The sequence below is a fragment of the Streptomyces sp. NPDC093097 genome, assembly GCF_044754325.1.
In the GTDB taxonomy this organism is placed as follows: domain Bacteria; phylum Actinomycetota; class Actinomycetes; order Streptomycetales; family Streptomycetaceae; genus Streptomyces.
In genome coordinates this window covers 1-26,784 of the sequence record NZ_JBIVOW010000012.1, presented here as the reverse complement: position 1 = coordinate 26,784, position 26,784 = coordinate 1, and the positions used below count along the sequence as shown (strand labels likewise).

At 70.7% G+C, this 26,784-nt stretch carries 20 protein-coding genes and 1 pseudogene; 15 read left to right on the top strand and 6 right to left on the bottom strand.

Annotated elements, in window-relative coordinates; translation table 11 throughout:
• Positions 1-31: 31 nt before the first annotated feature.
• On the top strand, positions 32-349 hold the full coding sequence (locus tag ACIQE0_RS20910; RefSeq protein WP_366333571.1) for a hypothetical protein: 318 nt from the start codon (positions 32-34) through the stop codon (positions 347-349).
• A 46-nt stretch (positions 350-395) separates the two neighbouring features.
• Here the strand turns inward: ACIQE0_RS20910 and ACIQE0_RS20905 are convergent.
• Positions 396-1,037: pseudogene (locus ACIQE0_RS20905) on the bottom strand (class I SAM-dependent methyltransferase); the annotation flags it as partial.
• A gap of 1,079 nt (positions 1,038-2,116) precedes the next feature.
• Here ACIQE0_RS20905 and ACIQE0_RS20900 point away from each other — a divergent pair.
• The 4 genes from ACIQE0_RS20900 (at position 2,117) to ACIQE0_RS20885 (ending at position 10,925) form a co-directional block, all read left to right on the top strand.
• Positions 2,117-3,388 (top strand): MFS transporter, encoded by a 1,272-nt coding sequence (locus ACIQE0_RS20900; RefSeq protein WP_402334260.1) that lies wholly within the window; start codon positions 2,117-2,119, stop codon positions 3,386-3,388.
• A gap of 1,032 nt (positions 3,389-4,420) precedes the next feature.
• Positions 4,421-9,151 (top strand): amino acid adenylation domain-containing protein, encoded by a 4,731-nt coding sequence (locus ACIQE0_RS20895; RefSeq protein WP_402334258.1) that lies wholly within the window; start codon positions 4,421-4,423, stop codon positions 9,149-9,151.
• A 14-nt stretch (positions 9,152-9,165) separates the two neighbouring features.
• Positions 9,166-10,677, top strand: coding sequence for a methyltransferase (locus tag ACIQE0_RS20890; RefSeq protein WP_402334256.1), 1,512 nt, complete (start codon positions 9,166-9,168; stop codon positions 10,675-10,677).
• 56 nt (positions 10,678-10,733) lie between these two features.
• Complete coding sequence (locus ACIQE0_RS20885; RefSeq protein WP_402334253.1) at positions 10,734-10,925, top strand: hypothetical protein; 192 nt, start codon at positions 10,734-10,736, stop codon at positions 10,923-10,925.
• Here the strand turns inward: ACIQE0_RS20885 and ACIQE0_RS20880 are convergent.
• Positions 10,894-11,544 carry a TetR/AcrR family transcriptional regulator gene (locus tag ACIQE0_RS20880; protein WP_366333561.1) on the bottom strand — a complete coding sequence of 217 codons (651 nt, stop codon included), beginning with the start codon at positions 11,542-11,544 and terminating at the stop codon, positions 10,894-10,896. The two genes, ACIQE0_RS20885 and ACIQE0_RS20880, sit on opposite strands and share 32 nt — an antisense overlap.
• Before the next feature lie 153 nt (positions 11,545-11,697).
• On the opposite strand from ACIQE0_RS20880, the gene abc-f reads away from it, so the two are divergent.
• The 3 genes from abc-f to ACIQE0_RS20865 all read left to right on the top strand — a co-directional run bounded on the left by abc-f (position 11,698) and on the right by ACIQE0_RS20865 (position 14,438).
• Positions 11,698-13,317, top strand: a complete 1,620-nt coding sequence (abc-f, locus tag ACIQE0_RS20875; RefSeq protein WP_402334250.1) for a ribosomal protection-like ABC-F family protein — start codon at positions 11,698-11,700, stop codon at positions 13,315-13,317.
• 119 nt (positions 13,318-13,436) lie between these two features.
• Positions 13,437-14,045 carry a CatB-related O-acetyltransferase gene (locus ACIQE0_RS20870; RefSeq protein WP_402334727.1) on the top strand — a complete coding sequence of 203 codons (609 nt, stop codon included), beginning with the start codon at positions 13,437-13,439 and terminating at the stop codon, positions 14,043-14,045.
• Positions 14,046-14,087: 42 nt separating this feature from the next.
• A complete protein-coding gene (locus tag ACIQE0_RS20865) occupies positions 14,088-14,438 on the top strand; it encodes a transposase (RefSeq protein ID WP_402334724.1) in 351 nt (116 codons plus the stop codon).
• Positions 14,439-15,690: 1,252 nt separating this feature from the next.
• Here the strand turns inward: ACIQE0_RS20865 and ACIQE0_RS20860 are convergent.
• Positions 15,691-17,214 (bottom strand): YncE family protein, encoded by a 1,524-nt coding sequence (locus tag ACIQE0_RS20860; protein ID WP_366333557.1) that lies wholly within the window; start codon positions 17,212-17,214, stop codon positions 15,691-15,693.
• A 527-nt stretch (positions 17,215-17,741) separates the two neighbouring features.
• Here ACIQE0_RS20860 and ACIQE0_RS20855 point away from each other — a divergent pair.
• Entirely contained in the window at positions 17,742-18,650 is a 909-nt protein-coding gene (locus ACIQE0_RS20855; RefSeq protein WP_402334246.1) for an MBL fold metallo-hydrolase, read from the top strand.
• Between the two features lie 127 nt (positions 18,651-18,777).
• Here ACIQE0_RS20855 and ACIQE0_RS20850 read toward each other — a convergent pair whose 3' ends face one another.
• A complete protein-coding gene (locus ACIQE0_RS20850) occupies positions 18,778-19,779 on the bottom strand; it encodes an alpha/beta fold hydrolase (protein ID WP_402334243.1) in 1,002 nt (333 codons plus the stop codon).
• 145 nt (positions 19,780-19,924) lie between these two features.
• On the opposite strand from ACIQE0_RS20850, the gene ACIQE0_RS20845 reads away from it, so the two are divergent.
• Both ACIQE0_RS20845 and ACIQE0_RS20840 read left to right on the top strand, forming a co-directional pair.
• Positions 19,925-20,524 (top strand): helix-turn-helix domain-containing protein, encoded by a 600-nt coding sequence (locus ACIQE0_RS20845; protein ID WP_402334240.1) that lies wholly within the window; start codon positions 19,925-19,927, stop codon positions 20,522-20,524.
• A 334-nt stretch (positions 20,525-20,858) separates the two neighbouring features.
• Positions 20,859-22,259 carry a hypothetical protein gene (locus ACIQE0_RS20840; protein WP_402334238.1) on the top strand — a complete coding sequence of 467 codons (1,401 nt, stop codon included), beginning with the start codon at positions 20,859-20,861 and terminating at the stop codon, positions 22,257-22,259.
• A gap of 277 nt (positions 22,260-22,536) precedes the next feature.
• Here ACIQE0_RS20840 and ACIQE0_RS20835 read toward each other — a convergent pair whose 3' ends face one another.
• The gene (locus ACIQE0_RS20835) at positions 22,537-23,277 is read right to left on the bottom strand and encodes a VOC family protein (protein ID WP_402334235.1); all 741 of its coding nucleotides are present in this window, start codon (positions 23,275-23,277) and stop codon (positions 22,537-22,539) included.
• Positions 23,278-23,467: 190 nt separating this feature from the next.
• The gene (locus ACIQE0_RS20830; protein WP_402334232.1) at positions 23,468-23,929 is read right to left on the bottom strand and encodes a hypothetical protein; all 462 of its coding nucleotides are present in this window, start codon (positions 23,927-23,929) and stop codon (positions 23,468-23,470) included.
• A 176-nt stretch (positions 23,930-24,105) separates the two neighbouring features.
• Between ACIQE0_RS20830 and ACIQE0_RS20825 the strand changes: the two genes are divergently transcribed.
• From ACIQE0_RS20825 to ACIQE0_RS20810, 4 genes are all read left to right on the top strand, one after another.
• Positions 24,106-25,269: a sensor histidine kinase gene (locus ACIQE0_RS20825; protein WP_402334230.1), complete on the top strand. Its 1,164-nt coding sequence runs from the start codon at positions 24,106-24,108 to the stop codon at positions 25,267-25,269.
• Positions 25,262-25,918 carry a response regulator gene (locus ACIQE0_RS20820; RefSeq protein ID WP_402334227.1) on the top strand — a complete coding sequence of 219 codons (657 nt, stop codon included), beginning with the start codon at positions 25,262-25,264 and terminating at the stop codon, positions 25,916-25,918. Before ACIQE0_RS20825 ends, ACIQE0_RS20820 begins: the two co-directional genes overlap by 8 nt.
• 109 nt (positions 25,919-26,027) lie before the next feature.
• Complete coding sequence (locus tag ACIQE0_RS20815) at positions 26,028-26,468, top strand: transposase (RefSeq protein WP_402334224.1); 441 nt, start codon at positions 26,028-26,030, stop codon at positions 26,466-26,468.
• A 195-nt stretch (positions 26,469-26,663) separates the two neighbouring features.
• Positions 26,664-26,784 (top strand): transposase (locus ACIQE0_RS20810; RefSeq protein ID WP_402334721.1); only part of this gene is annotated, 121 nt, incomplete at its 3' end.

The following is a 26,784-nucleotide window of genomic DNA, read 5'->3' as shown; positions in this document are numbered from 1 at the left end:
GCAGTTCACGAAGGCCAGGAGACCCGACTCGATGACCCCGGACCGTTCCACACCGCCGAACACCCCTCCCACCACGCCCGAAGAAGCACTCGCCATCGTCCGCAGCCGCTACGCCGAGCCCAAACTGGCGGACGGCTCCCCGGCGCCGATGCACGTGCATGAATTCGACATCGGCTACCTGGTGTACGCCACCTATCCTCGCACCACCGACGCATCCGGAACTCCGCAACCGCCACCGCCCGGCGGAGCGAAGATCGTCGTGGCCAAGGACACCGGTGAAACCGTCACCGTCCCCAACTTCCCCACGGAGTCGGCCATCGCCCTCTACCGCCGGCAGCATCCCGGCTGAAAGATCTGGTCAGGCCGGCCGCACCGCGTGTGCCACGTGACGAGAGTCAGGTGGTGGCCAGCAGGATGTCCTCGCCGCTCGACGGGCGGAGTCCGTCGGTGCGATCGGCGAAGTAGCGGTGGGCAAGCGAAGTTCCCGACAGATGTTGGGCGTCTGGGAAGCCCGCTCCGCGGGCCAGTGCCAGCATCTCGGGCGGGGTGTAGAAACTGACGAACGGTGTTCCGGATGCTTGCGCGCTTTCCTTGGTCGCGCGGAGGGCGGGGCCGTCGGCTTCGTCGAGGAGTTCGGTGGGCAGCAGGAAGGTCATGGCGAGCGTCGAGCCGGGGGCGAGAGCGGCGATCTGACGCAGGGTGGCCGCGGTGGCGTTTTTGGTGAGGTACATGGTGACGCCGGTGGAGACGATGACCGCCGGCCGGCCGGCATCGAAGCCGGCGGCGGCCAGCTGCTGCAGCCAGTCCTCGCTCGCCTCGAAGTCGACCGGCACCAGGTGCAGCCAGTCGGGGATGCCGTAGCCGAGCTCGACCAGACGATGGCGCTTCCATGCCTGCGGGCCGGGCTGGTCGACCTCGAAGACCTGGAGGCGGGCGGCGACCTCCGGCCTGCGCTGGGCGAAGGTGTCCAGGCCGGCTCCCAGGATGACGTACTGGGTGACGCCGCGGTCGACCTGCTCGACGATCAGGTCCTCGAGCGTGATGCTCGCATCCTAGCAAGCTAGTTCAGCTCCCGGTCGGGCACGAGCCCTCCCGCTTGTCCATCCCGCGACGTCGGGGTGGTGAGTGCTGAACTCGCCCCCGCGCGGCAGCCGTTGCGCTTGCTCGGCAGCGGCTTGCCGGCCGCACCACCCCTTGCGAAACCGTTCGCGCTCCTCCCGCGCGAGAGTGCGGAGGGTGCGCGTGCGCGGCCCTTCGCTTACGATCTTCCATGGACTTATGGAGGAAGGTGGGGCGGGGCCATGACGACTGATGCGAAGGCTCGGAGATCGTCGTCTACTACCGGGGAGGGTGCCGCGCTCTTTCCCGCGATGCGGTGCGGTTGTTGAACGAAAAGGGGCGGCGGGCGATCCGGCTGACGGACGGCATGTTGGAGTGGCGCCCGGCCGAACTTCCCGTCCATGCCGGAGAGTTGGGATGACGTTCGGCGCCTCCGTGTGGCGTCCGGACTGTTGCGACTGCCGCCTGTCCGGTCCCAGGCGGCGGCTCGGCCGAGCCGCCGTGTCGCCCCTCTCTGCTATCTGTCCTGGCCGCCAGGGGATTTGACCCGGCAGCCATGCGTGAGTTCCGGCCAGGCATGGTCCGGACCTGCGAAGACGGGCCGTGCGCGAGCTTACGAAGAGTCTGATGTGAGAAAGAGACCGGTGTGAGAGCACGAAGAGAGGGTGAGGCATGACGGACACCACCGGACCGCCGTTATGCGCCCGCGCTGTGGAGACCGGGGGAGGTGGTGCCCCTTTCGACAGCACCTCGCGCACCCTTGGACAGGCGCGCTGCGCGAGCGTCCGCAGCGGCCGACTCCGGCGCGGACGACCGCAGGACGGGCGGCCCGTTCATCCGGTACGGCCTCGGTCCCACTGCCCTCTCCGCGGGCGCGAGCCCACCTCCGGGCACCCCCGACGGCACACCGCGCCGGACTGCCGTACCGGCATTGGCCCGTGACGGGGCCGACCCGCGGCCCTTCCTGACTGCCCGGCGATCCGGCCAGGGCGCCGGCTTCCCGCAGCGGCGCGACCGACTCCGAATTCCCGTCTCCATCCCTAGCAAAGGAACCACGTTGACGAGCACGACCACCGCCCCGACAGAGATACCCCAGCCCGCGCACGTGCAACGGCGTATCTTGACTGTCCTGGTCATCGCGCAGATCCTCAGCGGTGCCGGCCTTGCCGCCGGTATCACCGTGGGTGCCCTGCTCGCCCAGGACATGCTCGGCTCCACCGGCCTGGCCGGCTTACCCAGTGCGCTGTTCACCGCGGGGTCCGCCCTGGCCGCCGTAGCCGTCGGCCGCATCTCCCAAGCCCGCGGCCGCCGTCCCGGCCTTGCCGCCGGGTACCTCGTGGGGGCGATCGGCGGTGCCGGCGTCATCGTCGCCGCCCTTGTCAACAACCCCGTCGTGCTCTTCCTCGCGTTGTTCGTCTACGGCGCGGGCACGGCAACCAACCTCCAGGCCCGATACGCGGGCGCGGACCTCGCCGACCCCGCCCACCGGGGACGTGCCGTCTCCACCGTCCTGGTCGCCACCACGCTCGGCGGTGTCGTCGGTCCCAACCTCACGTCCCCCATGGGGAGTCTGGCTCACGCCCTCGGCATTCCCCGCCTCGCCGGCCCCTTCATCCTGGCCACCGTCGCCTACGTTGCCGCTGCCCTGGTCCTGGCGATCTGGCTGCGCCCCGACCCCCTCCGCCTCGCCCGGACGCTGGAGACCCAACGTGCCGTCACCGACGCCGCCCCGGCCGGGGACGCGGCGGAAGCGCCGCAGCCCGCCTCGACCCGAGGGCGCAGCACCGGGGTTGTGCTGGGGACGATGGTCATGGTCCTCACCCAGCTCGTCATGGTTGCGATCATGACGATGACGCCCGTCCACATGCACGACCACGGCCACACCACCGCCGCCTCCGGTCTCGTCATCGCCGTCCACATCGCGGCGATGTACCTGCCCTCGCCGCTGACCGGGCGCATGGCCGATCGCTACGGTCGGATCAAGGTGGCCGCTGCCTCCGGCGTCACGCTGCTGGCGGCGGGCGTTCTCGCGGCCACCGCCCCCGCCGGCTCCGTCGTCCTGCTCGCCCTGGCCCTCGCCCTGCTCGGTCTGGGGTGGAACTTCGGCCTGGTGGCCGGCACGGCGATCATCGCCGACACCGTGCCCCTGGAGACCCGAGCCAAGACACAGGGGATGGTCGACGTCGCGATCGCGATCGCGGGCGCGGCCGGTGGCCTCGCCTCCGGCCTCGTCGTGGCCGCCGCGAGCTTCCCCGTCCTCGCGCTCACGGGGGGCGTCATCGCCCTCGCCGTCCTCCCCGCCATCGCCGCCTCGGCGAAGCGCCGGTGACCGCCGCCCCGTCATGTGCCTGGCCCCGGACCCCGTGACCGGCACCGGCGACGACCAGGCCGTTTCGCGATCGGCCGGCGGGCGCGCAGGCGGAGTGCCTGGCAGTGCCCCGATGCCTTCGCCTTGGCGACGGGGCCTGTCCCGGCGCCCGTCCCGTCCTACGGAAGCGGTCCGGTCGACGCGCGACTGACCGGCTGCTGCCCCTGCCCCGCCCGGACTTGGATGTTCCGGGCGGGGCCTCGTCGTTCCTGCACGGGTGGCAGCGGAGAATTCAAGGCTTCGGTGCACTGGGCGCGCAGACATGGTCTGCCTGGCGCTGCCAGAACGGTGCTCCATGTGGTGGTGACGGCGGTCACAGACGTCTTCGGTGCGTTATCGGGTGGTGGTTGTTGTCGGGGAGTCCGGTTTCGGCCAGGCAGCCGTCGACGAGGTGAGGGCGGTACTGCATGTTCCGTCGGCCTCGACGCAAGGTTCTGGTCAGGTGGTTGGCATCGGTTGAGGTCGCGTTCGCCGGCGGCCCGCGGCGCGGTAGGGACCAGATGCCTTGGACGGAGCTGAGGTCGGTGCCGTAGGCGGGCAGTTGGACCATGGTCGACCAGTCACGTTCCGGGGCGCGCGGGAGAGGTCGGGTTGGGTGGGGTGCGTCGAGGTCGCGGGTAGTCAGCGGCGTCTCGGAGAGAGTCCTGATCTTGTCCTGACCTCTGTCCGCTCCGTGTTGATATCGTTTTGTTAACCGGATGTAACAACGATATGTAGCAACGAAGGGTTTCCTCTGTGGACATTCGTGACTCCGAACGCCGTCCTGACAGGGCGGCGTTCCGCGTGAGGGGCGTTGACGGGCGCGCACTGCTCGGGGCCGGTGAGAGGTGGCTCGATCCAGAACAGTGGGCGCGGCTCTGTATGAGCGCGCGGGAGCACGGCATTGCGCCTGCGACCGCGGTCCTGGCCTGCTCGGCCTTCGTGCTCCGGGCATGGGGCGGGCGGGAGGGGGTGCGACTGTCCCGGGAATCCGGGGACGTCGCGGAGACGCCGATGGAGGTGGTTGTTCCCGCCTCGGCGCACAGAGGCTTAGTCGACTTCACCGCGGAGTTACAGGCGGGAATGGGCGAACGGCCCGGCGCCCTGCCGGCGCTCGGTACCGCCACGCTCACGCTGGAGGGCGAGGGCGAGCCCGTCGAACTCCGTTATGTGATAGGGGAGCCCGAGGACGGGAGCGGTCTGCTCGGCCGGTGGGAGGCGACGGAAGTCGGCGGGGCGCACGTGGCCGACGGCGTGGCGGCGGCCTGTCGCCGACTGCTTGCGGAGTTGGCCGCGTCGGACGCCACGTGGGAGCGCGCCGACCTGGGCTACGAGCCCCACTTCGCCCATCTTCCCCTGCCGTTGGGGGCGACGGTCGCCAACACCGAGGGGCCGCTGGGGCCTTTGGGCGCGCTCGATGAGGGCGTGCGTCAGGCGATGTCGGACCGCGCGGAGGAAACCGCGCTGTGCGGCACCGCGGGGGAGCTGAGCTACGGCGAACTGGCGCGTCGGGTGGGGGCTGTTGCTGCCTGGCTGCGGGGCCAGGAGACGGCTGCCGGAAGCCCCGTCGCCATTGTGATGCACAAGTGTACCAACCAGGTTGCCGCGGCGTTGGCCGTGGTTGCGGCCGGGGCCGCGTACGTGCCCGTCGACGCCGCCTGGCCGCCCGATCGCGTGGCTCAGGTCATCAAACAGGCCGGGGCGCGCACCACCCTGACCTCGTCGGACGTCCTCGAAGCCGGCGTGCTGAGCGACGGCCCCGGCGTCCTGGCAGTTGACCGGTGCGCCGCCGTGGACGACCTTCCCCAGGCAGCTCCCGTTGCGCCCGAGGACCTCGCCTACATCATCTACACCTCGGGCTCCACGGGGATGCCCAAGGGTGTCGCCCTGAGCCACGGGGCCGCGCGCAACACCAACGACGACATCAATGACCGCTTCCGCGTCGGCCCCGACGACCGGGTGCTGGGAGTGTCCTCGCTCAGCTTCGACCTCTCGGTCTACGACATCTTCGGTGTGCTCGGCGTCGGCGGCCGCCTCGTGCTGCCGGACGCCGCCTCGCAGCGCGACCCCGGGCACTGGCGCGAGCTGATGGCCGAGCACGGCGTGACCATCTGGAACAGCGCACCGGCGCTCCTGGAGATGCTCGTCGACTACAGCGAGGCCGACCCCGAGCAGGCCCGCCGGGATCTGGCCTCCCTGCGGCTGGTGATGCTCAGTGGTGACTGGATTCCCGTCACCCTGCCCGATCGGCTGCGCGCACTCGCGCCCCAGGCGCAGATCGTCAGCCTGGGCGGTGCCACCGAGGCCGCGATCTGGTCCGTCCACTACCCGATCGGCGAAGTCGACCCCGAGTGGCAGAGCATCCCCTACGGCGTTCCGCTGAGCGGACAGTGGTTCCACATCCTCGACGAGGAGCAGCGCCCCGTCCCCGTGGGCGCCGCGGGTGAGTTGCACATCGGCGGGCTCGGCCTGGCACAGGAGTACTGGGCTGACCCCGAGCGTACGGCGGAACGTTTCTTTACCCACCCCGAAACCGGTCACCGCCTGTACCGCACGGGCGACCTCGGGCGCTGGCGGACCGACGGCACCATCGAGTTCCTCGGCCGCAACGACCGTCAGGTGAAGGTCCGCGGCCACCGCATCGAACTGGGCGAGATCGAAACGCTGTTGAACCGGCACCCGTTGGTCCGCCAGTCCACGGTCAGTGCCCTGCGCGACGCGACGCGCGGTGCGCGCCTGGTCGCCTACGTGGCGCTGTTCAAGCAGGCTCCCAAGGCTGCGGAGGTTCTGCGCGACCACCTCGCGGCCGCGCTCCCCTCGTACATGGTTCCCGGCGCGATGGTCCTGCTCGACGCGTTGCCGACCACCGCCAACGGCAAGATCGACTACGCCGCGCTGCCCGACGCGGACGCGCTCCCCGACGCGGCGGCACCGGCCGCCGCGGACCAGGACGTTGCGGCCGAGGAGTTCCGCGAGCCGACGACGCCGTCCGAGCTGGCGCTCGCCGACATCTGGTCGGAGATCCTGGGCATCGACGACATCGGGCTCGACGAGGACTTCTTCAGCCTCGGCGGGGACTCGCTGCTCGCCGTGCGCATGGCCAACACCGTCAAGGCGCACACCGGCGTGGCGATTCCGCTCACCCGGGTCTTCGAGGGCGACACCCTGGAGCAGTTCGCCCGGTTCATCGACGGCGGCGGCACCCAGGCGGAGGAGACCGCGCCGGAGTCCCTGACCGCCGAGGACGCCGCCGTCCCGTTCCCCCTCACCGACCTGCAACAGGCGTACTGGATCGGCCAGCAGCACCTGTACGACCTCAGTCACGACTCCGCCCACTTCTACCTCGACTTCGAGGCGGAGGGGCTCGACGTGGCAGCCCTGCAGACCGCCGTCGACCGCATCGTGCGCCATCAGCCGATGCTGCGCAGCACCGTGCTGCCCGACGGCCGGCAGGAGATCCTCGACGAGGTTCCCTCGTACCCGCTGCGCTCCCGCGACCTGTGCGGTCGGCCGGAGGACGAGCAGCGCGAGGCCGTCGAGCGCACCCGCGAGGAGATGACCCACGAGGGGCCGCGCCCCGAGTCCTGGCCGCTGTTCGACCTGCGCGTGGACCTGCTCGACGGCGACCGGGCCAGGCTGTACCTGTGCTGCAGCCTGCTGATCGCCGACGGCTGGAGCTTCAACCTCTTCTTCGAGGAGCTCTTCGCCGCGCACCAGGACCCCGAAGCGGAACTCGAACCGCTGGCCATCTCCTTCCGCGATTACGTCCTCGCCCGCGAGGAGAAGCGCGACGGAGCGGAGTACGAGCAGGACCGCGCCTACTGGCACACCAAACTCGACACCCTCGCCCCCGCCCCCCAGCTCCCGATGGTCGACGACCCGTCACAGGCGCGCACCGACCACATGACCCGTAGGACGGGCGGCCTCGACGCGGAGCGTTGGAAGGCGTTCCGCGGCCGGTGCTCGGAGCGCGGACTGACCACCTCCACGGTGCTCGCGGCGGCCTATGCGCAAGTGATCGCCGAGCCGGCGGCGTCCCCGGACTTCAGCTTGACGGTCCTCTACTTCAACCGGCTTCCGCTCCACCCGGACCTTGAGCGCATGCTCGGCCCGTTCGCCTCCACCACCTTGCTGGAGGTCAACGGCGCCGGCAGCACCTCCCTGACCACTCGCGCGCAGCGGCTGAGCAGCAACCTCGGCGAGGCCATCGAGCACGGCTTGTTCTCCGGCGTCGACGCGGTACGCGAACTGGCCCGCAGGAAGGGCGGGACCACCGAACCCCTGATGCCGGTGGTCTTCACCAGCACGATCGGGTTCAGCTCCTGGTACCGCAGGCCGGAGACTCAACAGATCCAGGTCCGGGACGTGTTCGAGCAGGTGCGCACGCCCCAGGTCCACCTGGATCTCCAGGTGTACGAGCAGGACGGCGGGATGCGCTACAACCTCGACGCCATCGAGGAACTGTTCGTGCCCGGCACGGTCCCCGCGATAGCCACGGCCTACCAGGAGTTGCTGGAACGGCTGGCGGACGACGACGCACAGTGGGAGAAGGTGACGGAGCAGCACCGGCAGGTCTCCGGCCGTGCTGTCGCCGCATCCCCCGCCCCGCTCCTGCCGACCGCCGAGTACGAGGCGCCCGCCGACCCCGTCGAGGCCGGACTCGCCGAAGTCTGGCAGGAACTCCTCGACGTGCCCCGGGTGTCGGCGACGGCCAACTTCTTCCAGCTCGGCGGCGACTCCCTGCTCGCCATCCGCATGCTGGCGAAGGTCATGCAGAGGTACGGCCAGCGGGTGCGCCCCGCCGAGCTCATGGCGCGGCCCACGGTCCGCGCGCTGGCGGAGCGGCTGCGGGGGCTGGACGTGGCGGGTGGACAGCCGGACACCACGGAGGTGTTGCTGCGGGACGGTGACGCCGCGCTCGCCCCGCTCTTCCTCGTCCACCCCTCGGGCGGCGACGTGATGTGCTACGCCGAGCTGGCCCGGCTCGTCGAGGACGGGCGACCGATGGTGGCCCTCCAGGACCGGGCCCTGGCCGGCGCCGAGGGCATCCCGGGGATGTCGGGCATGGCCGAGGAGTACCACCGCATCATCAAGGCACGTCAGCCGCAGGGCCCGTACTTCCTCGCGGGGTGGTCGCTCGGTGGAGACCTCGCCCACGAGATCGCCTGTCGTCTCCAAGAGGACGGTGAGCGGGTCGCCCTGCTGGCGATGATCGACTCCAACGCCCCCGGGGCCATCACCGCCACCGAGTGGGTCACCGCGGACGACGACGTCTACCCCATGCTCCGCTTCGTGCAGTCGCTGGAGGCGTACCAGGCCCGCACGTTGCTCACCGAGACGCCACAGGCACTGGCCGCCCTGCCGCCCGCCGAGCGCGCCAGGCGCATCGCGCGCTGCCTCTCGGCTGCCGGGCTGCTCCCGCAGCAGGACGCGGAGGCGGAACTGGCGGCCCGGACCCGGATGTTCGACCGGCATCTGCGGGCCCTGCTCGGCTTCCGGCCGCGCACCTTCCACGGTGACGTGCTGCTGTTCCGCGCCACCGAGGAGTCTCCCCGCAACTCGCGGATGGGCATGGGCGTCGACGACGCCCAGCACGCGGCGAACCTGGGCTGGACCGAGCACGTCGACGGCACCATCAAGGAGTTCACGGTGCCCGGCCACCACTACAACGTCATCCAGGCACCAGGGGTCAAGAAGATCGCCGAGGTGCTCAACGAAGCTCTGGAGAAGCAGGGAGCGCAGTGAACACCATGAACGCCATGAACAGTTCCCCGGGCACGTTCGGCGACGTGGAAAGCGCGTTGCTCTCCCTCGACGCGGTGGAAGCGGTCCAGGTCACCGTGGAGGCGGACCGCCGCGGGCGCAGTCGTCCGGTGGCCCGCGTGGTCCTCGCCCCGGGCGCCGCCCAGGCACCCGAACTCCAGGAATCCGGTGAGGGCCAGGGGACGTCGGCGAGCGACGAACTCGTACAGGGGTGGCAGGACGTCTATGAGCTGACGTACAGCGAGAGCGCCCTGAAGGTCGCCGACGACCTCAACCTCAGTGGCTGGCGGGACAGTTACACCGGTCGCCCGATCGAGCGCCGGCAGATGGAGGAGTGGATCGACCAGACTGTGCGGATGGTCGAGGGCACCGGCCCGCGGCGCCTTTTGGAGATCGGGTGCGGTACGGGCCTGTTGATGTTCCGACTGGCCGCCGGCACCGACTGGTACGTGGGCCTGGACCTGTCCGCCACCGCCGTCGACTACCTCATGGAGCGACGGGGGCCGCTCGCGGACCGCGTCCGACTGCTCCAGGCACCCGCCGACGAGATCGGCCGGGCCGACTTCCCGGACCGCTGCGCGACCCTGCTGGAGGGGGTGCCCGGCCCGCATCGGCCCGACTGCGTCCTCATCAATTCCGTGACGCAGTGCTTCCCTTCGGCGGACTACCTCATCGACGTCCTCGACGCCGCCGTCCGGCTCTTGGAACCGGGGGGCTCCCTGGTGGTCGGCGACATGCGCAGCCTGGCGACCCAGCGGGCCTTCGCCACCTCCGTCGAACGGGTCGCCGATCCCGACGCCGGCCACGAGGAACTGGCCCGCCGCGTGGAGGACCGGGTGCGCGGCGACCGCGAACTGGTCATCGACCCGGCCTTCTTCGCGGCCTGGGCGGCCACGCAGAAGCGTCCGGTCAGCATCTCGGTCCGGCCCAAGCTGGGAGCGGCGGACAACGAGCTCAACCGCTTCCGCTACGACGCCGTGGTGACCGTCGAACCGTCGGAGCCGGGTGATCCCGGAACGAAGTGGCTGAGCTGGGGCGACGTCGGTCGTTCGGTGGAAGGGCTGCGGTCGGCCGTCCGCGCCGCGGTGGCCGAGGGCGCCGCGGTCGGCGTCACCGGCATCCCCAATCGCCTGGTGCGGCCCTTCACGTCCGCCGGACCGCTGCCCGAAGGCGAGGAGACCACCGCGGCCGAACTCATCGAGAAGCTGGACGGATATCCGGCCCGGGTGCTGCTCTCTTCCTCCCGTCGTGAGGAGGGTGAACTCGCCGTCGTGTGCGGCCCGGAGTCGATGAGCCAGACGCTGTGGGACCAGGCCCACGAGGGCGCCGACCCGCGGCGCTTCGTCAACGATCCGCTCACCGCGTTCGTGGAGCGCAAGGCCCCCCAGATGCTCCGTCGGTACCTCGCCGGCCGGCTGCCCGCCGCATCCGTGCCCAGCCGCATCCTCGTCGTCTCCGAACTGCCGGGGACAGGCAGCGAGGAGGCCGCGGCGGCACACGGCGCCTGACCCGCGACAACCACGGCGGTAGGCCCAACATCCCCTGTCCCGACCGCCGTTGATCCATGTACCCGCCCTCGCACCGCGCCCCGGTGCGAGGGCGGGCTCATAGGTCGGGGTCGGTGAAGTCCAACCTCGGCCGGACCTGGGCGGCAGCGGGTGCGGCGGGGATCATCACGACGGTCCTGGCCGTGCGGCACGGTGTCCGGCCGAGGACGTCGCTGTTCAACTGCCGTCTGCCGGCGGGGGCTCGGTGAAGGCGCCGGCGGCTGCGGCGAGGGTGGTGGTTCTGGCTGCCTGGCGGGGGAGTTGCGGGTCGTGGGGTGTGCGGAGGAGCAGTAGTTGGTGGTACAGGGGTGCGGTGGCGGCGATGAGCAGCCGGCGGGCGTCGGTGTGCGGGGGGAGTTCGCCGCGGCGGACGGCCCGGCTGACGACGATCTCGCAGCGGGCGTACCGGTCGTCCCAGAGCCGCTGTTGGGCCTCGGCGGCCTTCTCGGAGCGGAACGAGGCGGCTATCAGTGCTGCCACGACCGGTGGTTGCGCGGTCAGGGCCGAGTAGATCTCCTGGTTGAGTCCGGTCAGGTCGTCCTCCAGTGAGCCGGTGTCCGGTGGCTGCCAGTCGTCGTCGCTCGCCGCGTCGAGGACGTCGGCGAGCAGGCCGCCGACGTCTCCCCAGCGCCGGTACACCGTGGTGCGGTGCACGCCGGCGCGGGCGGCGACGACATCGGTGGTGAGCCCGTCGTAGCCGTGTTCGCCGAGCTCGGCGAGGACCGCGTCGAGTACCTGCCGGCGGATACGGGCGGTGCGGCCGCCGGGGCGGCGTCGGGTCGGGGGCGGGCGGGTGTCTTCCGGTTCCGGGTCTGTGGGGGTCGTCACGGGAAAGTCCTTTGCTCGGGCGGCGGGGTTGTGGCAACATCTTAAAGCAGCAGTTGTCGCACTAGTGGAGTTGATCGATGTTCTTCCAAAGCGTTCGCCCGGCCGCACGGCCCATGACCGTCGCCTCGTTCCCGAATGCTTTGGAGACCCTGTATGCCCACTCAGATCAGTGCCCTCGCGGTCAGCAAGTCCTTCAACGGCAGGATCGTCCTTGACTCGGTGACCTGCTCGCTCGCCGCGGGCGAGCGCACCGGGATCATCGGTGAGAACGGATCCGGCAAGTCCACCCTGCTCCGCCTGCTCGCCGGATGCGAACAGCCCGATCAGGGCGAGATCGTCGTCCAGGCAACCGGCGGGGTCGGCTATCTCGCCCAGGACGAGCGACTGGCGCCGCAGGCGACCGTCCAGCAGGTCATCGACCGGGCGCTGAGCGATCTGCGTGCGGTCGAGCAGCGCATGCGCCGCCTGGAGGCCGCGATGGCCGACGGCGACGAGTCGGGCATGGCCGAATACGGGGAGCTGATGACCGTCTTCGAGCTGCGCGGCGGCTATGACGCCGACGCCCGGGTGGAACGTGCTCTGCACGGTCTCGGCCTGGGACTGGTGGGCCGCGACCGCACCGCGGGCAGCCTGTCGGGCGGCGAACGGGTCAGGCTGCGACTGGCGGCCGTCCTGGCGGCCGCGCCCGAGGTGCTGCTGCTGGACGAGCCGACCAACCATCTCGACGACGACGCCCTGAGCTGGCTGGAAGAGCATCTGCGTACCCGGCGGGGCACCACGGTGGCGGTCTCCCACGACCGGGTCTTCCTCGAACGGGTCGCCACCAGCCTGCTGGAGGTGGACGCCGACCGGCGCCACGTCGTCCGGTACGGCAACGGCTACGCCGGCTACCTCGCCGAGAAGGCGGCTGCCCGGCAGCGCTGGGCCCAGGCGTACGACCAGTGGCGGGCGGATATCGACCGGCTCCGGGAGGCCGCCGCGACCACCGCCCGTCAGGTGGCTCCCGGTCGTGCGATGAAGGACGGCAACAAGATGGCCTACGACCGGGCGGGCGGCCGGGTGCAGCAGTCGCTGGCCAGCCGGGTGCGCAACGCCGAGGAGCGGCTGCGCCGCCTCCTTGCCGACCCGGTCCCGTCCCCGCCGGAGCCGCTGCGCTTCACCCCCGTACTGCGGGCCCGCAGCCTGGAGGGCGTCGTGCTCGACGCCGCCGACCTCGCCGTCACGGACCGCCTTGCCCGCACCGGCCTCGCCCTCAAGGCGGGCGAGCGCCTGCTGATCACGGGGCCGAACGGAGCGGGCAAGAGCACCCTGCTCCGCGTCCTGGCCGGGCAGCAGACGCCCGACAGCGGGAAGGTCGCCTGCCGCGGCAGGATCGGCTACCTCAGTCAGGAGCCGCAGCCCGGGAAGCCGGACGAGACCGTGCTGGCCGCCTTCGCCCGCGGACGGGCGGGGGAGGCCGCCGACCACGCCGAACGGCTGCTGTCGCTCGGCCTGTTCGACCGCGAACAGCTCACGGTGCCGGTCGGCCGGCTGTCCACCGGCCAACTGCAGCGGCTCGCACTGGCGCGACTGGTCAGCGAGCCGTCCGACGTCCTGCTGCTCGACGAACCCACCAACCATCTGTCGCCCGCGCTCGTCGAGGAGTTGGAAACCGCTCTGGCCGGGTACGACGGCGCCCTCGTCGTCGTCAGCCACGACCGCCGGCTGCGCCGGCGCTGGCGGGGCGCCCACCTGGCCCTCCAAGCGGTCGAGACGTCCCCCGCCACGTGCTGAGTGAGGGCCTCCGGCCCCGCAGACATCCCGCAGACACCCCTCGACATTCCTCGACTTCCCCAGGAAGGAAACACCTCGTGACGCCGCCTGTTCCCGCCGACCCGACCGTGCTGCACCCGATGCCCGAGCAGCCGCGAGTGGTGCTGCTCAAGCCGCTCATCACCTCGCCGCTGATCGAGGTCGGAGAGTTCTCCTACTACGACGACCCGGACGACCCGACCGCCTTCGAGACCCGCAACGTGCTGTACCACTACGGGCCGGAGAAGCTGGTCATCGGCAAGTTCTGCGCGTTGGGCGAGGGCGTGCGGTTCATCATGAACGGCGCCAACCACCGCATGGACGGCCCCTCGACATTCCCGTTCCCCATCATGGGCGGTTCCTGGTCCGAGCACTTCGACCTGATCACCGGCCTGACCGGACGCGGCGACACGGTGGTGGGCCATGATGTCTGGTTCGGCTACCGGTCCATGGTGATGCCCGGCGTCCGCATCGGCCACGGAGCGATCATCGCGTCCGGATCCGTCGTCGTCGACGACGTCCCCGACTACGGCATCGTCGGCGGCAACCCCGCCCGCCTCATCCGCCGCCGCTACAGCGACGAAGACATCGACCGCCTGCTCGCCCTGGCCTGGTGGGACTGGCCCCTCCAACACCTCACCGAACACGTCCGCACCCTCATGTCCGGCAGCATCGACGACCTGGAGAACGCGGCGCCCGAGCAGAGGTGAACGTCGCTAAAGCCCCTCGACTTCTTCACCGTCCACCAGCGGCTGCGTGCTGCGGGCAGCGGGCAGCGGGCCGACAGGAAGCTGAAACAGCGCGACGGACGCCCCGGCATCTCGCCCGCCCCATTGGCCACCGTCTGCGTGCTGGAGTTCCTGCTCGGCCTGTCGGACCGTCAGGTGGCGGAGGCGGTCCGCTGCCGCATCGATTTCCCATACGCCTTGGCCATGGAGCCGGACGATTCCGGCTTCCGTCACAGCGTGCCGGCCGACTTCCGCGAACACCTCGCCCAGGACAACCGCGCCGACCGACTGCGCGATCGATACGTCGGCGTTCGCGTGCAGGGGAACGCTGGTTGCTGTGGCCAGGCGGGAAGCAACTTCGATCCCGACGAGTAGGCGCCCGCCAGTGGTTGTGGCACTGGCGCTGGGGGCGACAGGAGGCAAGCGTGTACGGAACGATGTCGGCTCGGCTTCACGACGGAGCCGGGGCTCAAGGGGGGAAGCGCCACTGGCCCGATGATTGCCACTACCGCGCATGGCGACCCTTGGATCGGGTGGTGGGGGCCGATCGGCCGGTGCCGTATGCCGGCACCGGCCGACGGATCCAAAACCCTCTACCAGGGACGCCCATTCGGCTTCAGAGCCAAATCGTCACCAGGCTCGAGACCTGGCTGACGAGTAGGCCAGACGCCGCTCCCCGGAGAGGGTGGGCGGCCCACCGGTTGGATATCACTAGTTACCCATGCGGCACGGCGGGCTACAACCGTCGGGCGACAAGGTCACCCTTTCGGAGCAGCGTGAAGAAAACGAACTCGTATCGACGTGCATGGTGATCTTGTTGTGTCGGGCGGTGGTGGTCTCGCTGGAGCGCCCGGGCTTGGCCGCCGAGAGCCACACCAAGTTGCCGCGCTCGTCGGTCAGAGCCAGGAACAGCAGGCCACGGGCTTGTGCTTCCTGCTGGAGTTCGGCCGATTCTCGTCCCCGATACGGCGGCGGGTGCGGACCAGGGCGCCGTCGAGCAACACCGAGACGCCACCCTTGCGGGCGATTGTCTTCAGGAGGCAAGCCAGGCGCGGAGCACGCGCTGCGAGCAGCTTGACGGGCACCTCAACTTCCGTCGAAGGCCTGGGTGTTACTCCGAGATTCGGCCAAGACCAGTCATGCGGGAGGGTGCGGCAGGGCGGTGAAGCGGCCGGCCGGAGATGCGGTGGAGCCACCCCCGGTCTGCCAGCCGCCGCAACGCGTCACGGACTGGCTCCACCTGCCCAGGCCCGGTGCCCCCGCCGAACTGGACGCCGAGGTCTTGGACAGGCACCGGCTCCGACGCCGCAGTCACAATCTTCATGAGTGCCTGGTATTTGGCGGGCAGTGCGCTTTCGTCCATGACCGGCAGCAGCACCCCGACCCCCAGCCCACACCAGGCCCGTAACCTGCAACTTCGAGATGAAACGGGCTCATTGGTTGACGACAGCGCAACGTCTGCAGATGGACGCGTGGACACAGGTCGGCCTGACCGGTTACCGAAGCTCCTGCCGCTGACCGCTGTGAACGCCGTGACCAGCCGCCCGCACACGCGACCGTTCCGTGTGCTCCCGGTGGGGCGAGCACACGGAACGGCGGTGGTGCGATGCAGGCAAGTCCGGTGTGGCTACGGCTCGATGATGCCTGCGGTGGCGGTGGAGGGCAGCAGGTCGGGGGTGCCGGCGAAGGTGGCGGTGTAGCCGCCGTTGGCGAGGATCAGCGGGAATGTGATCGCCTCGGAGAGCTGGGCGGTGCCTTGGGCGTTGGTGAGGGCGGTGCCCAAGGTCCGGTTGCCGGTGCTGAAGGTGATGGGCTGGCCGGGCACGGGCCGTCCGGTGACGAGGTCGACCAGGGTGGCGTAGAGGAACGGGTAGAACACCTTCGGCGGGATCAGCCTGGACAGCGCCGGGGTCGCGGTCAGCGAGGTGGCGTCGGGCAGGTAGGTGAAGCCGTTGACCAGGCTGGCGGTGCCGCTGAGGGTGGCGACGGTGACGGTGGCCGGTCCGGCCGCCCCGGGCGGGGTGGTGGCGGTGATCTGCGTGCCGGCGGCGTTGACGACGACGTTGGTGGCGGGGTTTCCGCCGATGGTGACGCTGGCGCCGGTCAGGTTGGTGCCGGTGATGGTCACCGCGGTGCCGCCGGTGGTGGGTCCCTGGTTGGGGCTGATGCCGGTCAGCGTGGGCGCGCCCTGGAAGGAGCTGACGCTGTTCGCCCCGAAGTTGGCGACATAGATCTTGCCATTGGGGGCGACCGCCACGTCGATCGGCTCGTTGCCGACGGGGATGGCGGCACCCACCACGGTGTTGGTGGTGGTGTCGATCACCGTGACGTCGTTGGCCCCGAGGTTGGCCGTGTAGGCGAGGCCGTTGGGGGCGACCGCGATTCCCCATGGGGTGGCGCCGACGGGGATGCTGGGGACCAGGACGGTGTTGGTGGTGGTGTCGATGACCGTCACGTTGCTGGATGCGATGTTGGCGACGTAGGCGTTGCCGTTGGGGGCGATCGCGATGAAGTTCGGCTGGGTGCCGACGGGGATGCTCGGGACCAGGACGGTGTTGGTGGTGGTGTCGATCACCGTGACGTTGTTCGACCCTCGGTTGGCGACGTAGGCGTTGCCGTTGGGGGCGACGGCCATTCCGACGGGGTTGGAGCCGACGGCGATGGGGCCGCCCGCGACGGTGTTGGTGGAGGTGTTGATCAGGGACACGCTGTTCGCGAAGAACTGGCTGACGTAGACGTTGCCGCTGGGAATGACCACCGCCGCAGCCGGACCGCCGCCAAGTGGGATCGGGGCGCCCACGAGGGTGTTGCTGGTGGTGTTCAGCACCGACACGTTGGCCGAGCCGTTGTTGGGGATGTAGGCGTTCCCGTTGGGAGCGATCGTCAGCCAGCTCGGGGTGGTGCCGCCTTCGGGGATGCTCGGGATGGTGACGGTGTCGGTGGCGGTGTCGATCACCGTCACGTCGTTCGAGCCGCTGTTGGTGACGTACAGGCTGCCGCTGGGGGTGAACGCCAGCCCGACAGGACTGGTGCCGACAGGGATCGTCGGGTCTTCGGGGCCTGCCGCCGCAACCTGGCCGGTGGCGGCGTGGCCAACAGAGGTGGGGATCTGCAGCAGTTCCCGCACTGGTGTCTGAACGTCCGTACTCATGCGGACCCCTTCGGTAGGGGCCGCCCTGGTCCCGTCGAGCCGCCGTGTGGGGCTCGTTCAGAACCGCGGGTCCCGCTCTGGGGCACGTCGACAACGGACTGCACGCTGGGCAGGACGCGCTGCTGCTCACCCCGAGGAGGGATGGGCAGCCCGCCGGTTGAATTACCCCAATCATCCCCACAGCGCCGGTGGGTGAAACGCGTCTTCGGGCGCACCCCGCTACGTGAACCCCGGTAGTCGAGCTGTTCGCAGCGCGTGCTCCGCGCTTGGATCGCTGCGGCGGTTGACGAGGTCCTCGACGCGTTCGACGCCGTCCCCCACACCCCGACGTCCACCGTCATCGACAACCTCGAAACCGCCTGACACCGGCCGGCTGCCGGGGAGGCGAGGCCGGCTCAGGGGAACATGACGGGGCCGTGCCGTCGTTGTGCTGCTCGTCCAAATCGACGATTGGCAAGTGGTGTTCGTCTTCGCCGCGGTCCTGACGGCGGCGAAGACGGCTCACGCGAACCGAGAGGCACCACCTCGTGGCAACGCAAGCGCAGCACACCCCGACGGACAGCGCCGAGGACGGCGACGACTCGGGATTCCGGCTCCCCACCCTCTGGACGCGCACCCTGGGCGAACTCACCTTGAGCTACGTTCCCGACGCGGGCGTCGAGATGATCCCGACCCGGGTCTACCCCGCCTCCGTCGAGGCGGACTGGGCCGGACACCGCACGCACATGACCCCGGCAGGCCATCTGCCCATGGGGTGCGGGGCGCTGCTCGTCGAAAGGGGCGGCACCCGGATGCTCATCGACGCCGGCCATGGCCGTATATCGGGGGAGGACCTGAAGCACTTCCAACACGCCTTCGGCCATGTGCAGGACCTGCCCGCGTCGCTGGCGGCGCTCGGCGTGGACCCGGGCGAGCTGGAGATGGTCGCCTTCACGCATTTCCACGGTGACCACACCGGATGGGCCCGGCCGGACGCGGTCGAGGATCCGCGGAGCCTGTTCGCGAAGGCGCGGTGGATGGTGGGGGAGGGCGAGTTGGGGAGCGTCCCGCCCGGGGCGGGTCCGATCCTGGCCGGCCAGGACGAACGCACGGTGCTCGTGGCCGACGGGGACGAGATCGCCGACGGTATCCGCGCCTGGGCCCTGCCCGGGCACACCCCCGGGCACACTGCCTGGATCCTCGACACGGGCGATGGCCGCCAGGTGGTGGCCTTCGGCGACGCCATGCACTCACCGGTCCAGGTCCAGCACCCGGACTGGGAAGTGATTCTGGACGCCGATAGGGACGGCGCCGAACGCTCACGGCGCCGGCTCGTGGACTTCCTGGCCCGGGACGGGGTCTACGGTTTCGGCGTCCACTTCGCCGACCGACAACTGGGAACCGTCGATGACTCCGGCCGCTGGCGCCCCTGGGACGAGGAGACCGACGGTTCCTGACGCCGGCCGCGGCCGCGGCGACGGGTGGTCGGGGCCGCGATGTCCCCACGGAGTGGGTGCGGTGGTCCGCACCGTTGCCACGAGCGCACGGCCGACCCCGTCGCCGCCGTCGCCGGCGCGTCCTCTGCTACCGCGGAGGCGCCGACGGCGACACCGCTTCGAGCCAGGTGGTCAGCAGGCGGTTGACCTCGTCGGGGCGTTCCTGCTGGAGCCAGTGGCCGCACCCGTCCAGGAGGTGGGAGGAGACCAGCCCGGGAAGTGTCGTCGGATAGGCGTGGATCGCGTCGGCCATCCAGGTCGTGGAGGCGTCCAGGCTTCCGCCGATGAACAGGGACGGCTGCCTGATCGGCGAGCCGTTGAGGTCGGCGAGGTCTTCCCAGTCGCGGTCCATGTTGCGATAGCGGTTGAGTGCTCCGGTCATGCCGGTGCGTTCGAACTCCCCGGCGTAGAAGTCGAGATCGGCATCGGTGAGCCAGGAGGGCAGCCGGCCCTGGGGGAACCGTTCGCGCAGTGTTCCGCCGCGGCTGACGAAGTGCGGGTCGGGCTTCCCCTGCGCCGGCATGGTGTCGGCGGACAGGGCCGCGTAGAAGCCCGCGAGCCAGTCCCGGACGTCGGGCTCGATCTCGGCCTCGGCCCGGCCCGGCTCCTGGAAGTACGAGACGTAGAACTCCTCGTCCCCGCCCATCCGCCCGAAGATGTCGCTGGGGCGCGGGCCACCGGGCGGAGCATAGGGAACGCTCAGCAGGCCCACCGCACGGAAGACCTCAGGGTGGAGCAGGGCGGAGGCGGCAGCGATGTTCGCGCCCCAGTCATGGCCGATGATCACGGCTGTCTCCTCGCCCAGGGCGTGCACCAGGGCGACGTTGTCCGCGACCAGGGCCCGCATCCGATACTCCTGCGGTGCGGACGGCCTGGAGGAGCGGCCGTAGCCGCGCACGTCGAGTGCGACCGCCCGGTAGCCCGCCGCCGCGAGTGCCGGAAGCTGATGACGCCAGGAGTACCAGGACTCGGGGAAGCCGTGGACGAGCAACACCAGTGGTCCGGTGCCCTGTTCGACCAGGTGCAGCCGCCCTGCGGGTGCGGGGACGGTGCGGTGGCGCAGCTGCGTGGACGGCGTGGGCTGATGCATGGCTACTCCGTAGGAATCTAGGTGGCCGTGGTTGCGCACCGATCATGCGTCGCGATGCCTGGCGCATGCGATCAGCCTTGCCGATTTGGCAAACTGGCAGGTCAACAGGGGGCGCACAGGGGCTGCTCGGAGAGGGGCGAGGCCGATGACGGACGACGCTGTTGCTCGTGAACTGGCTGGGGTGGGGCCACGGCTGCGGGCCGCGCGTGAGCGGCGCGGCGTCACGCTCACCATGGTGAGCCGCGCGACCGGTATCTCCCTCAGCACGCTGTCCCGGATCGAGAACGGCCGACGCAAGCCGACCCTGGAGCTGCTGCTGCAACTGGCGAAGGAGTACGGCGTCTCGCTGGACGAGCTGGCCGGCACCGTCTCCGCCACGGCGGAGAAGCCGCCCAGCCCCTCGCCTCCGCGTCCGGCATCGGACAAGGCGATGTTGCCGCTGACCCGGTACGTCGGGGGCCTGCACGCCCACAAGCACGTCCTGCCCGCGACCGGCGAGCAGCCGCCACGGCCACGGCAGGTGTCGCACGAAGGCTATGCATGGCTGTGTGTGCTGTCCGGACGACTGTGGCTGGCGCTCGGTGACCGGGACGTCGCCCTCGCCGCCGGGGAAGTCGCCGAGTTCGACGCCCGCACCCCGCATGGAGTCGCCAACGCCAGTCCCCTCAGGCCGGTCGAGTACCTGATCATGTTCGGGCCGCAGGGCGAACGCCTCCGACGGCGCGTCCATCCCACCGGCAACTGACACCACACGACTTCGAACGGGGTGAACCACCGGCATCGAGCTGTCCGGCTGTCCGGGGCGTTGGGGGATCGCCATGAGGAGCGCGCCCGGCGGAGGGCCCCGGACGAGGCCGTGGCACCAGGGGGCAAGGCGTCATGTGGCGTACCTGGGCGGGCTGTTCGGGGCCGGGGCCCTTCCGGTTGCCGGGTGGCGGTCGCTGTGACGTAGATCATTGTCCGTGCGGTACGGAATGGACTTGGGGCCCGTGACGGTCATGGCACCATCAGTGCACCCTGCCGTTACTTGTCGGTAATTGCAGCATTTCTGATCCCCCATGCGCCCCTGAGGAACCAACTTGCGCAATTCTCACAGGAATGTGCTTTTCTCCACCCTGACCGTTGCCTCCCTCGCTTTGACGGGATGCTCGGCAGGATCACCGGACGCGTCGAAGGACTCCGCGGACCCGGCCGCCATGTCGTCCCCTGCCGCTGCCGCCGCGACACCCCTCGCCCAGGCGCCCCAACTCGCCGTGGTCGATGCGGCGGACGGCGCCGGCGCTCCCAGCGCCGTGGCGCACCCGACGGCGAGCGGCTCGAAGGCGAGCGGCGCACCGGCGCAGAAGTCCGGGCTGAAGGTCGACTCCTTCGACAAGCGGACCGGACGGGCCGTCATATCCGGTCCACCGAAGGGCTCCAAGCCGTCCCCGGCGAAGGTCTCGGCCGGCGACGTGATCGCCAGCGCACCGGCGCCCGGCGCGCCCAGCGGCGTCCTGGCCAAGGTCACCGAGGTGGTGGGCACGACCGACCACGGCACCGAGGTTCACACCGAGCCCGCCACCCTCAACGCCCTGCTGGGCGCGTCCAAGGCGGAGGGGAAGGTCGCGGTCGACCCGGCCGCCGTCGAGGTCGAGCCGCTTCTCTCCGGGGTCAAGGTCTCCTGGGCGAAGCGCGGCGACATCCACTTCGGCCCGGAGGGCGCGAAGCTGCCGATGGGCAACCTGCGGGTCGACGTCGGTACGTCGATCGCCACCGCCGAGGGCGCACCGGCGTCCGCCGGCGCGTCGGTCCACGGCTTCGTCCAGTTGGCGCCCGAGGTGAACTTCTCCTACGACGGCCGTGGGACGGACGGGCGGGCACCGGGCATGGCCTCGCTCGGGCTGTCCGGCGACTGGTCCGCCCAGTGGGAGCTGAAGGGCCGGGCGGCGGCCTCCACCGAGGCCGCACCGCTGCGCATCCCGTTCGCCAAGCTGCACGCGGACCCGGTGATCAACGTGGGTCCGGTGCCGGTGGTCGTCAACCTCGACCTCACCTGCTACCTCCAGGTGGACGGCGACGGCAAGATCAGCGTGGACGTCGAACAGGGCGTCAAGGGCGACTTCACGGTCGGCGGCTCCTACAGCCGGGCCAAGGGCTGGACGCCGGTCAGCGAGTCGGACATCAAGGGCACCCCGGTGAAGGCCACGGCGACGGCCGAGGGCCAGGTCAAGGCCGCGCTCGGCGCGGAGGCGTCCGTGGGCCTGTACGGGCAGGTGGGTGTGACCGGTAGCGTCGCGCCGTACCTGCGGGCCCAAGGGTCCGTGCAGGCGAGCACCGGCGCCGGCAAGCCTTCGGTGGACGGCAAGTGGGCCGCGTTCGGCGGTGTGGACGTGAACGGGGCGCTCCAACTGCACCTGTCCATCTTCGGTACGCCGCTGTTCGAGCGCTCGCTGCCGCTGCCTGGCATCCACAAGGAGTGGCGTCTGGCGGGTTCCCGCTAAGGGACGTCGCAATACCCCGGCACGTCGCAGCACCCCGGTTCAAGGGGCGTGGTGGGCTGCAACGTCCGCGCCCCATCGGTGAGTCGGGGGAGGGCGGGCGTTGACGGAGGAGCGGCGGCCTCACGTGTGGCGCGTGCAAGTGGGCGCGAGCCACCGGGAGGCCGCCGCGGTCGTCGGCATCACCCGGCGGACCGGCGGGTGTTGGCGCAGCGGAGCCACCGTCTCGGGCCGCATGAGCGCACGAGGCTCACGTGGCGGGTGTCGTCAAGGCTCCGCGTCAGGGCAGGGCGCAGACGCAGAACTCATGGCCCTCCGGGTCGGCCAGACACGTCCACGGGACGTCGCCCTGGCCGAGGTCGAGGTCGGTGGCGCCGAGGGCCCACAGCCGGGCCACCTCCGCTTCCTTGTCGTCGCCGGGGTAGGGCAGCAGGCCGAGATGGACGCGGTCCGGCACGGTCTTCACGCCGGGCGTGCGGAGGAATTCGAGATACGGGCCGACGCCCTTGGCGGAGCGCAACGCCGCCTGGTTGTCGGTCACCTTGTGCAGGGTCCAGTCCATCGCCTCGCCCCAGAACCGGGCCATGGCCCGCGGATCCGCGCAGTCGATCACCACCGCGGCGATCGGCCCGGTGTCCCGGTAGATCTCCCGGGGCTCCAGCACACAGAACTCGTTGCCCTCCGGGTCGGCGAGGACCGTCCACGGCACCTTGCCCTGGCCCACGTGGGCGGGCGTCGCACCGAGGGCCTTCAGGCGCGCGACCAACTCCGCCTGATGGTCCGGGGAGGTGGTGGCGAGATCGAGGTGCACACGGTTCTTCGTCGTCGTCTTGGGTTCCGGGACGGGAACGACGTCGACGCAGACGGCGGCCGGGTCCGGCCACACGGGGCCGCCGGCCGGTCCCACGTAGGTGGTCACGCCGGTGCTGTGGGCACTCCAGCCGAGGGCCGCCGCCCAGAACCTGCCGACCGCCGAGGGGTCAAGAGCCTTGATGTTCACCTGAACAGGTCGCAGTGCCATGCCGGAGATCCTATGCGTCCGCTCTGCGGCGATCTTCGCGGCCACCGTCGCCAGGCAGGGATCGGCTCTTCGACCGACGCACGGGTCGCCTCGCGCGGGCGGACAGCCCCACGCGGACCCGTATCCCTTCCAAGTCAACTGTGCCTGCCGGAGCGGGTATCGACACGGTCGCCCGTGCCCATCGGCCCGGTCAGCGGCCGGTCAGGCCTGCCACAGCCGCCCGCCTCACCAGCACCAGCTGCTGTGCCAGCAGCACCACACCGAAGTAGAACAGCACGGTGACCGCGCCGAGTTGGGCCGCGACCGCGGTGTCGATCAGGAAGTGCTGAGCGAGGCCGAGGATCCACAGTGCCGCGGTGAGGGCCGTGCCCTGTCGCATGATCCGGCCTTCGCGCACGGACAGTCGCACGGTGAACGCGCGCACCGCCGCGAGCAGCACCCCGGCGGCCAGGCTTGCAGCCACCAGGGCGCCGTCCCGCCAGGTCAGCGGGTAGGAGGTGACGTACCAGCCGGTCTCGACCGCGCCGATGGCGATCAGCACCAGACCGACCGGCGACCGCTCCCGCAGCGGCCGTTCCGTGAGCTGCCGGGACAGCAGCCACACCAGTACGAGGGCGGCGATGGCGAGATTGTCGGCGGTGGGGTTGTTCATGGCTCCGGGACCTTCCTGCGGCGACGCGGACGAGCGAGGTGGGCGGCGCACACCGCCCACCTCCTCACCCTGCGCCCCGGCCCCTCGCCCGCGGATCGGTCACCGGGATGGAGAAAAGGGTGGAGATCACGCCACCCGGACCCGCAACTCCGCCCGGCAGCCCGCAGGATGGACCCGTGCGCAACGATCACGACATACCCGGGCGAGGGGTCGGCGCGTTCCGGGGCGGCCTCGACGCGGCCCGGCTCCGCCGGCTCGCCCTGCACGCCCTGGCCCTCGCCCTCGCCGTGGTCTTCCACACCTTCACCGCCCATCCGCTCTGGAACAGCGTCCTGTTCGGTGCGCTGCTCGCCCTGTGGTCGGTGACCACAACCGTCCGGCACGTACTGGCGCGGCCCTGGCCGGAGGTGGCCTGGAGCGTGCTGCTCGTGGGGGGCGCGGTCTGTGCCGGGCTCAGCCCGAACGACCCGTCGGCGCCGGCGTTCGTGGGCGCGGCCGGTCTGTTCATGCTGATCTCGGCCGCCGAGACCTCGGCGCGCTGGATCAGTGGCGCCCTCGTGGTCGGCATCGCCGGGTTCGTCCTCGCCCACGAGGCGGCCGGCGGCGGTCCCCGGGTGGGCGTCTCGGCGCTGATCTCCGCCGTGACCAGCGGCGGCTTCGGCTTCCTCGCCCGGCTGAACGCCCTGGACCGGCGGACCGAGCGCGGTGCGGCGGAGCGGCGCGCCGAGAACGCCGTGCGGGAGGAACGGGCCCGGATCGCCCGGGACATCCACGACGTGCTCGCCCACTCGCTCGGCGGCCTGGTGATCCAACTCGATGCCCTGGAGGCGGTGTCGGTGGCCCGTGGCGCGGACGCGGACGTGCTGGGCCGGGTCCGCGGCGCACGCGACCTGGCGGCGGACGGCCTGGTGGCCGCCAAGCACGCCGTGGACGCGTTGCGCAGGCTCCCCGCCGGGATCGACGCGGCCCTCGGCGAGATCGTCAGCGGTGTGCGTGCGCAGGGCATGACGGTGGACGTCGATGTGCGGGGCGAACCGGCGCGGGTGCCCGAACCGGTCGGTGAGGTCATCGCCTCCCTCACCGTCGAGGCGCTGACCAACGCCCGCAAGCACGCACCGGACGCCCCCGTCACGGTCGCCGTGACGGCCGGCCGGGACGCAGTCGAACTGCGTGTCACCAACCGGTTGGCGCCGCCCGAAGAGGCCGGCCAGGCACCTCGTACCTCGGGCGGCCACGGCGTACCGGGCATGCGGGAACGCGCGGAGATCGTCGGTGGCAGACTGACCGCCGGCGCAGTGGACGAGGAGTGGATCGTGGAATGCCGGGTGCCCTATGAGTGACCGACCGGTCCGGGTGATCGTCGCGGATGACCAGGCAGCGGTGCGCGACGGTCTGGTGACCATCCTCGACCACGAGCCCGACATCGAGGTCGTCGGCTCCGCGGCCGACGGCGCCGCCGCCGTCGCCCTCGCCCGGCGACTCGCCCCCGCGGTCGTGCTGATGGACCTGCGGATGCCCGGCGTCGACGGCATCACCGCCACCCGCACCCTGACCGCACTCGACCCGGCCCCCGCGGTGCTGGTGCTCACCACCTACGCCGACGACGAGTCCATCGTCGGCGCCCTCAAGGCCGGCGCCGCCGGCTACCTCACCAAGAGCGCCGGGCGCGCCCAGATCGTCTCCGCCATCACCGCGACCGCCGACGGGCACCGCACCTTCGCCCCGGAGATCGCCTCGGTCATGGTGCGCGGGCTGACCCACCGCACGGCCCTGGAACGCCTCGCCGCGGCACACGCCCTGACGGTGCAGGAGACCCGGGTCCTCCAACTGCTCACCGAGCGCCGCACCAACCGCGCCATCGCCGAGGCCTTGTACGTCTCCGTCGCCACCGTCAAGACCCACGTCAACAACCTCTTCGGCAAGCTCCATGTGACCAGCCGGGCAGAGGCGGCGGCCCTGGTGGAACGCGTCCGGGACCGCGGTCTGTGATGTATGACGGGCCCGCGGCGGGCCGCCCGGGCCCGCGGGTGTTGAACCCCACCAGCCCGCCTATAGCGGACTCGGCCCCAGGCCCCTTCCGCGCTACCGCACCCGGCCGGTGTCCTTGCGCGAACACGTGCTGGCCGCAGGGCGAGGCCAGGGACGGATCCTGACCTGGCGCAAGGGCTCCAAAGCCGCGATGAGCTCCCACTTTGTGCTGTTGCGGGTCCGTCTTGCAGGGCGGCGGCCTCAACCCGCCGCGGACGGCACGATCGGTCTGAGCTGGCTGATCGCCCAGTGGCCCGAAGGCGAAGACGAGCCGGTCAAGTACTGGATCTCGAACCTGCCCGCCAACATCCCCGCCCGCGACCTTGTCCGCATCGCGAAGTTGCGGTGGCGCATCGAGCACGACTACCGCGAGTTGAAGACCGCTCTGGGGCTGGACCACTTCGAAGGACGCTCGTTCATCGGCTGGCATCGCCACGTCACCCTCCTCACCGCTGCCCACCTCTTCCTGACCGAACAACGGACCTGCCCAAAAGCCCCTGCCAGGGCCTGACCCTCCACCAGGCCCTGGACCTCCTCCAACACCTACTGGCCACCTGGACAGGCACCTGCCCCACCTGCCACCAACCCACCCCCTGGCAGCCCTACGACACCACCTGACAAAGCACTTACTAGGGCGCGTATTTGGTTGTGATCAATCTGTGGGACTTGCTCCCGCAGTCGGGGGTGATCCGGTAAGCCATTACGTATGACGCAGAGGCAACTGACGGATGCGGAGTGGGAGTTCATCGAGCCCTACCTGCCGATAGGCAGGTTCGGCCCGTACCCCGAGCGGCTGCGCAAACAGTTCGAAGGCGTGCTCTGGCGGT

What these genes read in the sequence shown, in the direction of transcription:
- ACIQE0_RS20910 (WP_366333571.1), top strand. Translation starts at nt 32, where the DNA reads ATGACCCCGGACCGTTCCACACCGCCGAACACCCCTCCCACCACGCCC.
- ACIQE0_RS20895 (WP_402334258.1), top strand. Translation starts at nt 4,421, where the DNA reads ATGGAGGTGGTTGTTCCCGCCTCGGCGCACAGAGGCTTAGTCGACTTC.
- ACIQE0_RS20890 (WP_402334256.1), top strand. Translation starts at nt 9,166, where the DNA reads ATGAACAGTTCCCCGGGCACGTTCGGCGACGTGGAAAGCGCGTTGCTC.
- ACIQE0_RS20885 (WP_402334253.1), top strand. Translation starts at nt 10,734, where the DNA reads ATGTACCCGCCCTCGCACCGCGCCCCGGTGCGAGGGCGGGCTCATAGG.
- abc-f (WP_402334250.1), top strand. Translation starts at nt 11,698, where the DNA reads ATGCCCACTCAGATCAGTGCCCTCGCGGTCAGCAAGTCCTTCAACGGC.
- ACIQE0_RS20870 (WP_402334727.1), top strand. Translation starts at nt 13,437, where the DNA reads ATGCCCGAGCAGCCGCGAGTGGTGCTGCTCAAGCCGCTCATCACCTCG.
- ACIQE0_RS20860 (WP_366333557.1), bottom strand. Translation starts at nt 17,214, where the DNA reads ATGAGTACGGACGTTCAGACACCAGTGCGGGAACTGCTGCAGATCCCC.
- ACIQE0_RS20850 (WP_402334243.1), bottom strand. Translation starts at nt 19,779, where the DNA reads ATGCATCAGCCCACGCCGTCCACGCAGCTGCGCCACCGCACCGTCCCC.
- ACIQE0_RS20845 (WP_402334240.1), top strand. Translation starts at nt 19,925, where the DNA reads ATGACGGACGACGCTGTTGCTCGTGAACTGGCTGGGGTGGGGCCACGG.
- ACIQE0_RS20835 (WP_402334235.1), bottom strand. Translation starts at nt 23,277, where the DNA reads ATGGCACTGCGACCTGTTCAGGTGAACATCAAGGCTCTTGACCCCTCG.
- ACIQE0_RS20830 (WP_402334232.1), bottom strand. Translation starts at nt 23,929, where the DNA reads ATGAACAACCCCACCGCCGACAATCTCGCCATCGCCGCCCTCGTACTG.
- ACIQE0_RS20820 (WP_402334227.1), top strand. Translation starts at nt 25,262, where the DNA reads ATGAGTGACCGACCGGTCCGGGTGATCGTCGCGGATGACCAGGCAGCG.